The organism is Kitasatospora sp. NPDC057542, assembly GCF_042801945.1.
Classification (GTDB): domain Bacteria; phylum Actinomycetota; class Actinomycetes; order Streptomycetales; family Streptomycetaceae; genus Kitasatospora.
In genome coordinates this window covers 1-9,851 of the sequence record NZ_JBHVFE010000343.1, presented here as the reverse complement: position 1 = coordinate 9,851, position 9,851 = coordinate 1, and the positions used below count along the sequence as shown (strand labels likewise).

Here is a 9,851-nt window from a genome sequence, read left to right as displayed (position 1 = left end):
CCCGTGGCTGCTGCCACGGGCCCGGCCCACCCCGGAAGGGGTCGGATCGGACGGATCAGAACTGGGTGCTGACGGTGACCCCGCTGAAGTCGGTCTTCGCGTAGAGGCTCACGTAGCGGTAGCCGGCCGTCGGGTTGGTGACGGTGATGCTCTGGGTGGTGCCCGCGTTGGTGGACGAGGCGGTGTAGGCGCTCGGCGAGGCCCAGGTGCTGTCGTTGTAGTACAGGTAGGCGGTGCCGGTGCCCCCGGTGGTGGTGATCTTCAGGGTGCTGGTGCCGGCCGGGAGGTAGACGTACAGGTAGTCCAGGTTCCCGGCGGTGGCCGACAGGTTGGCCCGCGAGCAGTTCTGGCCCAGGGCGTCGGTACGCGGGTCGGTGCAGGTCGGCGGGGTGGTGCCGCCACCGCTGCCGCTGCCCGAGGTGACGGTGACCGAGGCCGGGGTGCTGGCGGTCTTTCCGGTGCTGTCGGTGACGGTCAGCGCGACGGTGTAGGTGCCCGCGGCCGCGTAGGTGTGGGTCGGGCTCTGCTGGTCGGACGAGCTGCCGTCGCCGAAGGTCCAGTGCCAGGCGGTGATCTGGCCGGGGCCGGTCTGCACGGACTTGTCGGTCAGGGTGACGGTCGGGCCGTTCACGGTCTGGCCGAACAGCGCGGTCGGGCCGGCCGCGTAGCAGGCGCCGCCGGCGCAGGCGTCGAGCCAGGCGTCGAAGTCGGCGTCGTAGCCGGTGCCGATGCCGTTGTAGACCGCGTAGCCGCCCTGGTAGTCACCGGTGCGGAAGTGCGCGAGCATGGCGTCGATGTCGGCCGGGTGCTTCTCGAACATGTACCGGACGGCCAGGTAGCCCCACGGGTAGGTGCGCACCGTGTCCGAGTTGCCGTACGTGTTCTGGAAGACGGTGCTCAGCTTGTACGTGTGCTTGGCGGCCTCGGCCATCGCCTGGGTGTCGGTGGTGCCGCGGTAGGCGTAGGACTCGTACTCGGCGACGCCCTCGATCCACCAGATGTCCGGGACGGAGATCTCGGTGGAGAAGTTGCCCTTGAGGTCGTAGATGTTGTCCAGGTAGTGCGTGTACTCGTGGTTGAGGTTCCACACGTTGCCGGTGAAGCCGTCGTTCCAGGACTTCTGGTACATCACGCACACGGCCCGGTTGTTCGGGTCGGTCGGGTCCATGACGGTCTGTCCACCGTTGTCGGTGGAGTTGTTGAAGATCGCCCAGGAGTACGTCAGGTAGTCCGCCTGGTTGGCGAAGACCGCGAGGGTCAGCTCCTTGTCGTACTGGCCGGGGATCGGGCCGTTGTCCTTCACCAGCTTGTGGAAGAAGGTGTCCTCGCCGCGCAGGCTGGCGCAGACGGCGGCCAGGTCGGCGGGCGACAGGGCCTCGGTCTGGATGGTGCGGTTGTCGCAGACCAACTGGTTCGGCAGCACCGCGGCGGTCAGCTTCGCCGGCAGGTCGCAGATGCCGTAGTACGAGCACTGGCCGGGGTCGAAGCTGTTGGCCTGGAACGCGGTGTGGACGTACAGCGGGCCGGTGGCGCCGGTGATCTGCACGCCGTCGAGGACGGCCTTGACCTTGTCCTTGAGCGCCGCCTCGACCGCCGGGCTGTCGCCGGCCATCCGGCCGAGGTCGTTGCCCGCGTTGACGTCCAGGTAGGCGTTGGGCGTACCGAGCAGGTCCTTGTGGTTCAGCGCGAAGTCGCCCAGGGCGACTCCGATGCTCGGGTCGGCGGCGACCGCGTTGACGAAGTCGGGGTTCCAGTTGCCCCGCCACAGCGGCGCGGACAGCACCGCGTTGACCGCCTTGAGCATCTTCGGGTAGGCGTTGTACGAGCTGTTGTAGCCGTTCAGCACCTGCTTGTAGACGCCCAGGTAGCTGCCCTGGAGGTTGGCGCTGTCGGTGAGCACCAGCACCTCGTTGAGCACGACGCCGTTGTTGTCGTTGACGTCGGTGCGGTGCGGGCTCGCGAAGAACGCGTCGAGGGCGGCCTTGGAGGCACTGCTCAGGGCCGCGTCGTACGGGCCGACCGCGCCCGAGTTGTACGACTGCACGTACCAGCCGGCCCGCTGGAAGAGCACGAGCTGCAGGATCGCGGTCGAGTTGTCGCCGGTGTAGCTGCCCGCCATGGCCTGGAAGGCGTTGGCGACGGTCAGCATCTTCGATTCCTTGAAGATGTTGCCCGCGTCGGTGCCGGTGACGTTGAACAGCGTGTTGACGCAGTCCGTGGTCGAGCTCTCGACGAAGGAGACCAGGTCGGCCCCGCTGCGGCTGCCGAAGTCGGCCGGGGTGCAGCTCTGCGCGGTGGCGGTGGCGGCCGCACCGGCGGCACCACGGGCGGCGAGGGCCGGCTTGGCCGGGGTCGTCTTCGGCGCCTCCGGGCGCGGCGCGGTCTGCACGGCGGTGCCGGCCGGCTGGCCCATCACGACCTGGCCGAGGAGCGCCGGGGGCAGCGGCTCGGCGACGGGGGCGAGGTCCTCGGTCGCGCGGGCCTGGGCGGCCGGGTCGACGGTGAGGAAGGCGCCGAGCGGCTTCGGCAGGACGGAGCCCGGGTCGGCCGTCGGGGCACCGGCCGCGGGCCGGGCGGCCGCACCGGAGACGGCCGGGGCGGCGGACGCCGTGGCGGGCAGCAGCGTGGCGGCGGCGCAACAGCCGGCGACGAGGCCGGCCAGCAGGGTGGGGAGTGCTATCCGTGGGCGCACTGGTGGGGTCCTTCTCCTGTGGGGGGAGGCTGGGAGGACTGCCGAGACGTTGGGGGAACGCGTCATGATCCTGCCAGCGACGGAAGGCCGGAACAATGTCACAGGTCATATGACATTGACCTCTCCGGCCATAACACGGACGGGCGGGCACCCCGCCGGGGCACACCGCACCCGGCTTACGGCCGGGCCGGCCGGTACGTCCGCGCGGCCCACGCCTGGAAGCTCGGCGCGACCGCGATCAGGTCCCGGTACGCCGCGGCCGCGGCCCCGAACAGCGTTTCCACCACGTCCGCGCCCACCCCGGCCGACCGCCAGACCAGCAGCTGCCGCACCCAGATCGGGGTTCCCGCGAGCGGTTTGACCACCACCTCGGCGAGCGGCCGGGTGGTGGCCTGGACGACGGAGATGCCGAGCCCGGCGGCGATCATCTCCTGGAGCTCCAGCCGACCGCCGAGGAACTCGTGGACGGTCGCCGGGGTGAACCCCGCCGCGGCGCAGGCCCCGTGGAACACGCCGTGCCAGCCGGCCCCGTCATCGGGGGTCAGCAGCCACTCCTCCTCCGCGAGGTCCGCCAGGGCCACCTCGGTGCGGTGCCGCAGCCGGTGGCCGGCCGGCAGCGCGACGAAGACGGGCTCGGTGACGATGCCGCGGTGCGCGACGGACGGCGCGTGGCGCAGCTCCCGGCCCGGGTAGTCCACGGCCACCGCGGCGTCCGCCTCGCCCTGTTCCAGCAGCTCGACGATGTCCGAGGACCGGTAGACCGACGTCACGGTGAAGCGCTGCTCGGGCCGCTGGTGCCGCGCCCTGGTGACCAGCCCGGGCAGGATCGGCGAGTTGGTCGCCGCCAGCCGCAGCTCGCGCGGCGCGGCCCCGGCGGGCGCCTCCGGGCGGCGCCCCAGGCAGTCGGCGCGGATGAGCAGCTCCCGGGCGGCGGCCACCACCTCCACCCCGAAGCCGGTCGGCGCGACACCGACAGCGGTGCGCTCGAACAGCGGGGCGCCCAGATGACGCTCGATCCGGCGCAGCTGGGTGCTGGTCGCCGGCTGCGAGGCGCCGAGCAGGACGGCGGCCCGGCCGACGCTCCCGGTGTCGGCGATGGCGCACAGCACGCGCAGGTGCCGCAGCTCCAGCTCCATGACGCTCCCCCCTCACGCACCGGCCGGCCCCGGTCGACGGCGCGGGGGCGGCTGTCGCCAGGGGGCGGTGCAACAGCACACATGACATGTCAGCGGCTTACCTTCACCCCCGTGAATTGCCTCGTCAAGCCCCCTCCCCGGGCCCGGGGGCACTCCTCGCACCACCTTTTACCAGCGCATTGCCACCCCCTGACCTTCCGCCCGGATCCGGGCCCCGTTCCCGGCCGCCGCGCCGCACCAGGAGAAGCGGGACTTGAAGAGTGCCCCACCGTCCGGGAGGCTGAAATTCCCCCGCGTTCCCCCGAGCGGGCGCCTACCGGTGCGGAGGCCGACCGATGACAGCCATGTTCGATCAGGAGCTGCGCGAGCAGCTCGCAAAGGCCCGCCGGGACCTCGCGACGGCCCGGGCCGAAGGGGACGCCGACGGCGTCCAGGCGTACGAGGGCCGGGTCGCCTCGCTCCTGCGGCTCGCCGCCCAGCACGGAATCGACCTCCCGCACAGCGTCGACGAGGAGGAGCACAACGAGTAGCCGGTCCCGGACGCGGCGGAGGCGGCCACCCGGAACGGGTGACCGCCTCCTTCCATGACTCCCCGGTGCCCGGGATCACTCCCCGGCCGGCTCCAGGATCGCCACGCACTCGAAGTGGTGCGTCATCGGGAACAGGTCGAAGGCCCGCAGCGAGACCGGCCGGTAGCCGCCCTCGCGGAAGAACTTCAGGTCCCGGGCGAGCGCCGCCGGGTCGCAGGCCACGTACGCGATCCGGCGTGCCTCCAGGCCGACCAGGTGGGCGACGGTCTCGCGGCCGGCGCCCGAGCGCGGCGGGTCCAGCACGATCAGGTCGGTGGCGGTGATGCCGGTGCGCGGCAGCAGCGTCTCGACCCGGTCGCACTCGATCCGCACGTTGTCCAGCGCGGCCAGGTTGTGCCGGGCGTCGACCACGGCCTGCTTGGCGGACTCGATGCCGAGCACCGCGCCGTCCTCGCCGACCCGGTCGGCCAGCGCGCCCGCGAACAGGCCGACGCCGCAGTACAGGTCGAGCGCGTTCTCGCCCCACTGCGGGTCCAGGCCGTCCAGCACGGCGTCGACCAGGGTGTCCGGCGCCTCGGGGTGGATCTGCCAGAAGCCGCCGTTGCTGATCCGCCAGGTCCGCCCGGCGGCCCGCTCGCGCACGAAGGTGCGCCCGTGCACCCGGTGCACGTCGCCCTGCTCGTCCACCCGGGCGATCGACACCGGCTTGTCCAGCTCGACCAGCGGCAGCTGGGCGCCCGGCCGCGGGGTGAGCACCACCTGGCGGTCCGAGGAGCCGGTCGCGGCGATCGCCTCGACGCTCGCCACACCCGGCCAGTCGCGGGCCTCGATGCCCAACTCGGTGACGCCCTCGGCGGCGATCAGACAGCGGTCCACCGGCTGCACCTCGTGCGAGCGGTGCTTGCGCAGGCCCACCTTCCCGGTCTCGGCATCCACCGCGTACTGCACCCGGGTGCGCCAGGCCGGCACCTGCCCGGCCGGCAGCTTGCCGCCGACCGGCTCGACGCTGCCGTCCCAGCCCGCCTCCGCCGGGGTGAGCCCGGCCAGCTTGGCCAGCTGCTCGGTCAGCACCGCAGCCTTGAGCTTGCGCTGCCCGCCCGGGGTGACGTGCTGCCAGTCGCAGCCGCCGCACTTGCCCGGACCGGCGAACGGGCAGGGCGCCTCGATCCGGTCCTTGGCCGGCTCCAGCACCTCCACCGCGTCGGCCCGCAGGAACCGCGAGGTGGTGGTCCCGTCGGTCACCAGCGCGACGACCCTCTCACCGGGCAGCGCGTGCCGCACGAACAGCACCCGCCCCTCGTGCCGGGCCACGCAGTGCCCGCCGCCGTGCGCGACCGGGCCGACCTCGACCTCGTAGCGCTGCCCGGCCAGCGGCTCCCCGGACGGCGCCTCGGGCCGCGACGGCCGCGCGGCGGCGGTGCGCAGCGCCTTGGGCGGCCGCACCGCCTGCTTGCGCGGCGCCTTCCGGGCGGCGCCGACGGCGCCCTTCGGCGCGTCCTGACCGGCGCCCTTGCCCGCGCCCTTGCCCGCGCCCTTCGGTGCGCCCTTCGGTGCGCCCTTCGGTGCGCCCTTGCCGGAGGCCTTGCCGGAGCCCTTCCCCGCGTCCGGGCCGACGGGCTCCCGGTCCCCCCGCTCGCCCGGGACGATCGGCGCGGTGCGTGCGGTGAGGCCGTCGCGGTCGGTGGCCTCCGGACGGGCCGGCCGGCCCCAGCGCGGCCGGGAGACCTGCCCGGGCTGGGAGCCGCCCCGGCGGGCGCCCTTGCCGGAGGAGCCCGAGGAGCGGGGCGGAGTGTTGCGGGTCACTGGGAGGAGTCCTTGCTGCGCTCGGAGGTGTCACCGGCGTTCGTACCGGTGGAGGCGGAATCCTTCGACTCTACGGCCTTCGGCGCCCGCGGCTCGCCACGCCGGACGGCACCCGGCGCCGACCAGGCCTTCTGCGGCTTGCGCCGCTCCGAGGACTCCAGCTGCCACGGCACCGAGGTGACCATCACCCCGGGCTTGAACAGCAGCCGCCCCTTGAGCCGCAGCGCGCTCTGGTTGTGCAGCAGGTGCTCGTACCAGTGGCCGACCACGTACTCCGGGATGTAGACCGAGACCACGTCCCGCGGGCTGCTGCGCCGCAGGTTCTTCACGTAGTCCAGGACCGGCCCGGTGATCTCGCGGTACGGCGAGTCCAGCACCTTGAGCGGCACCTCGATGCCGCGCTCGTCCCACTCCCGCCGCAGCGCCACCGTGTCGGCCGGGTCGACGTTGACCGTGACGGCCTCCAGCGTGTGGGCCCGGGCCAGCCTCGCGTACGCCAGGGCGCGCAGGGCCGGCTTGTGCAGCTTGGAGACCAGCACGATGGCGTGCACCCGGGTGGGCAGCACCACGTCGTCCGGCTCCTCGGCGGCGGTGAGCTCGTCGGAGACCCGGTCGTAGTGGCGCCGGATGCCCTTCATCATCACGAACAGCACGGCCATCGCGGCGATCGCGATCCAGGCGTGGCTGATCTTGGTGACCAGGACGACGATCAGCACGGCCATGGTCATCACCAGACCGAAGGCGTTGATCGCCCGGCTGCGCTGCATGTGGCGGCGCTTGGCCGGGTCGGTCTCGGTGCGCAGCAGCCGGGTCCAGTGCCGGATCATGCCGGACTGGCTCATGTTGAAGGCGACGAAGACGCCGACGATGTAGAGCTGGATCAGCCGGTTCGGGTCGGCGTCGAAGGCGAGGATCAGCAGGATCGCGGCGATCGCCAGCAGGATGATGCCGTTGGAGAAGGCCAGCCGGTCGCCGCGGGTGTGCAGCTGGCGCGGCAGGTAGCGGTCCTGGGCGAGGATCGAGCCGAGCACCGGGAAGCCGTTGAAGGCGGTGTTGGCGGCGAGCACCAGGATCAGACCGGTGACGGCCGCGACGAAGTAGAAGCCGGGCGTGAAGTTGTTGAACACGGCCTCGCTGATCTGCGCCAGCGCGGTCTTCTGGTGGTAGTCCGGCGAGGCGCCGACGAGCTGCTCGGTCGGGTTCTCCGCCATCTGGACACCGGTCAGCCGGGCCAGCCAGATGATGCCCATGAACATCACGACGGCGATGCTCGCCATCATCAGCAGCGTGGTGGCGGCGTTCTTGCTCTTCGGCTTGCGGAAGGCCGGCACGCCGTTGGAGATCGCCTCCACACCGGTGAGCGCGGCACAGCCGGAGGAGAAGGACTTCAGCAGCAGGAACACCATCGCGAAGCCGGCCAGCGAGTCGTTGCCGGGGGTGGCGGCGAGGTGGAACGCGGAGCTCTCGGCGGGCATGTCCTGGCCGAGCGCGAAGTGCCGGAAGACCCCGTAGCCGACCATCCCGATCACGCCGACCATGAAGGCGTAGGTGGGGACGGCGAAGGCGCTTCCGGATTCGCGCACACCGCGCAGGTTCATGCCCATCAGCAGCACGACCACGACCACCGACAGGATCGGTTCGTGGCCGCGCAGCGCGGGCACGGCGGAGACGACGTTGGCGACGCCCGAGGTGGTCGACACGGCCACGGTGAGCACGTAGTCGACCATCAGCGCGCTGGCGACCACCAGACCGGCGGCCGGCCCGTGGTTGACGGTCGCGACCTCGTAGTCACCGCCACCGCTGGGGTAGGCGTGCACGTTCTGCCGGTACGAGGCGACCACGGCGAGCATCACGATCGCCACGACGACGCCGATCTGCCAGGAGAAGTGGATCGCCGAGGCCCCCGCGATGGAGAGCGTGAGCAGGATTTCCTCGGGGGCGTACGCGACCGAGGAGAGCGCGTCCGAGGCGAACACGGGCAGCGCGATCCGCTTGGGGAGAAGCGTCTCGCCCAGCTTGTCGCTGCGTAGGGCGCGCCCGATCAGGATGCGTTTCGGAAGGTCAGTCGGCATAGGCACGTTAAGGAATCGTAGGGGCTTCCCGGTCGTGGCTCCGCCGTTTGTCCCCCCCTTCGTCGCGACTGCGTTCGGTGGACCAGTTAGCGTGTCGGATACGAGTCGGCGGGCAACACTCTGGTTGTCGAGCGTTGCCGGGTCGGCGCCCCCACGATGAACCTCGTTCCGGACGACCGGGCGGGAAACGGAGATGAACGGTGTTTGCGCAGGTCAAGACCCCTTCGGGACGGGTGAGGTAAGCGCCGGTGCACATCGTCATCATGGGCTGCGGCCGCGTGGGCTCCGCCCTCGCCAGAGCACTGGAGAAACAGGGCCACTCGGTGGCCGTGGTGGACCAGGACCCGACCGCGTTCCGCCGGCTGGGCGCCGGGTTCAACGGGCGCCGGGTGACCGGCGTCGGCTTCGACCAGGACACCCTGCGCGAGGCGGGCATCGAGGAGGCCGGCGCCTTCGCCGCGGTCTCCAGCGGTGACAACTCCAACATCATCGCCGCACGGGTGGCCCGGGAGAACTTCGGCGTCGAGAACGTCGCCGCCCGGATCTACGACCCCCGCCGCGCCGAGGTGTACCAGCGCCTGGGCATCCCCACCGTGGCGACGGTCCGCTGGACCGCCGACCAGATGCTGCGCCGGCTGCTGCCGAGCGGCGCCGAGCCCCTGTGGCAGGACCCGAGCGGTGGCGTGCAGCTCGCCGAGGTCGCGTACGACCCGCGCTGGATCGGCCACCGGATCAGCAAGCTGGAGGAGGCCTCCGGCACCCGGGTGGCGTTCGTCACCCGGCTCGGCGAGGGCGTGCTCCCCTCGCCGCAGATGGTGGTGCAGGAGGGCGACCTGGTGCACGTGATGCTGCGCCGGACCGACCTGGCGGCCGTCGAGGCCGCGTTCGCGCAGGGGCCGAAGGAGGAGGGTCACTGATGCGCGTCGCCATTGCCGGGGCCGGTGCCGTGGGCCGCTCGATCGCGGGCGAGCTGCTGGAGAACGGCCACGAGGTCCTGCTGATAGACAAGAACCCCAACTCCATCTCGGTGGAGCGGGTCCCGATGGCGGAGTGGCTGCTGGCCGACGCCTGTGAGATCACCTCGCTGGACGAGGCCGCGCTCCAGCGCTGCCACGTGGTGATCGCCGCGACCGGCGACGACAAGGTCAACCTGGTCGTCTCGCTGCTCGCCAAGACCGAGTACGCGGTGCCGCGGGTGGTCGCCCGGGTGAACAACCCCAAGAACGAGTGGCTCTTCAACGAGTCCTGGGGCGTGGATGTGGCCGTCTCCACCCCCCGTCTGATGTCCGCGCTGGTCGAGGAGGCGGTCAGCGTCGGCGACCTGGTCCGCCTGATGCGCTTCAGCCAGGGCAACGCCAACCTGGTCGAGCTGACCCTGGCCTCCGACACCGAGCTGGTCGGCACCAGGGTCGGCGACGTCGCCTGGCCGCAGGACACCGCGCTGGTGACCATCATCCGCGAGGGCCGGGTGCTGGTGCCGGGCAAGGACGACACCCTGGAGGGCGGCGACGAGCTGCTCTTCGTCGCCGCGCAGGAGCGCGAGGAAGAGCTGGAGGAGCTGCTCTCAGCCACCTCGGGCGCCCAGTAACCACGGCCTGCACAGCGGAAGGGCCCGCAC

The 9,851-nt window shown here is 71.9% G+C and carries 7 protein-coding genes; 3 read left to right on the top strand and 4 right to left on the bottom strand.

Translation table 11 applies throughout. The features are described from left to right. Positions 1-55 precede the first annotated feature (55 nt). Both ACFU7Y_RS31965 and ACFU7Y_RS31960 read right to left on the bottom strand, forming a co-directional pair. Positions 56-2,692: a collagenase gene (locus ACFU7Y_RS31965; protein ID WP_380770472.1), complete on the bottom strand. Its 2,637-nt coding sequence runs from the start codon at positions 2,690-2,692 to the stop codon at positions 56-58. Between the two features lie 176 nt (positions 2,693-2,868). Then, complete coding sequence (locus ACFU7Y_RS31960; protein ID WP_224284951.1) at positions 2,869-3,828, bottom strand: LysR family transcriptional regulator; 960 nt, start codon at positions 3,826-3,828, stop codon at positions 2,869-2,871. A 335-nt stretch (positions 3,829-4,163) separates the two neighbouring features. Here ACFU7Y_RS31960 and ACFU7Y_RS31955 point away from each other — a divergent pair, with 335 nt between their 5' ends. Then, positions 4,164-4,358: a hypothetical protein gene (locus ACFU7Y_RS31955; protein WP_224284950.1), complete on the top strand. Its 195-nt coding sequence runs from the start codon at positions 4,164-4,166 to the stop codon at positions 4,356-4,358. Between the two features lie 75 nt (positions 4,359-4,433). On the opposite strand, the gene ACFU7Y_RS31950 is transcribed toward ACFU7Y_RS31955, so the two are convergent. Beyond that, positions 4,434-5,729 carry a class I SAM-dependent RNA methyltransferase gene (locus ACFU7Y_RS31950; RefSeq protein WP_224284952.1) on the bottom strand — a complete coding sequence of 432 codons (1,296 nt, stop codon included), beginning with the start codon at positions 5,727-5,729 and terminating at the stop codon, positions 4,434-4,436. Positions 5,730-6,157: 428 nt separating this feature from the next. Then, positions 6,158-8,233 (bottom strand): APC family permease, encoded by a 2,076-nt coding sequence (locus ACFU7Y_RS31945; protein WP_263455531.1) that lies wholly within the window; start codon positions 8,231-8,233, stop codon positions 6,158-6,160. Between the two features lie 248 nt (positions 8,234-8,481). Between ACFU7Y_RS31945 and ACFU7Y_RS31940 the strand changes: the two genes are divergently transcribed. Both ACFU7Y_RS31940 and ACFU7Y_RS31935 read left to right on the top strand, forming a co-directional pair. After that, positions 8,482-9,150: a TrkA family potassium uptake protein gene (locus ACFU7Y_RS31940; protein ID WP_224283658.1), complete on the top strand. Its 669-nt coding sequence runs from the start codon at positions 8,482-8,484 to the stop codon at positions 9,148-9,150. Then, the gene (locus tag ACFU7Y_RS31935) at positions 9,150-9,821 is read left to right on the top strand and encodes a TrkA family potassium uptake protein (RefSeq protein ID WP_030060763.1); all 672 of its coding nucleotides are present in this window, start codon (positions 9,150-9,152) and stop codon (positions 9,819-9,821) included. The genes ACFU7Y_RS31940 and ACFU7Y_RS31935 overlap by 1 nt, the downstream gene beginning before the upstream one ends. Positions 9,822-9,851 lie beyond the last annotated feature (30 nt).

What these genes read in the sequence shown, in the direction of transcription:
- ACFU7Y_RS31955 (WP_224284950.1), top strand. Translation starts at nt 4,164, where the DNA reads ATGACAGCCATGTTCGATCAGGAGCTGCGCGAGCAGCTCGCAAAGGCC.
- ACFU7Y_RS31945 (WP_263455531.1), bottom strand. Translation starts at nt 8,233, where the DNA reads ATGCCGACTGACCTTCCGAAACGCATCCTGATCGGGCGCGCCCTACGC.
- ACFU7Y_RS31960 (WP_224284951.1), bottom strand. Translation starts at nt 3,828, where the DNA reads ATGGAGCTGGAGCTGCGGCACCTGCGCGTGCTGTGCGCCATCGCCGAC.
- ACFU7Y_RS31935 (WP_030060763.1), top strand. Translation starts at nt 9,150, where the DNA reads ATGCGCGTCGCCATTGCCGGGGCCGGTGCCGTGGGCCGCTCGATCGCG.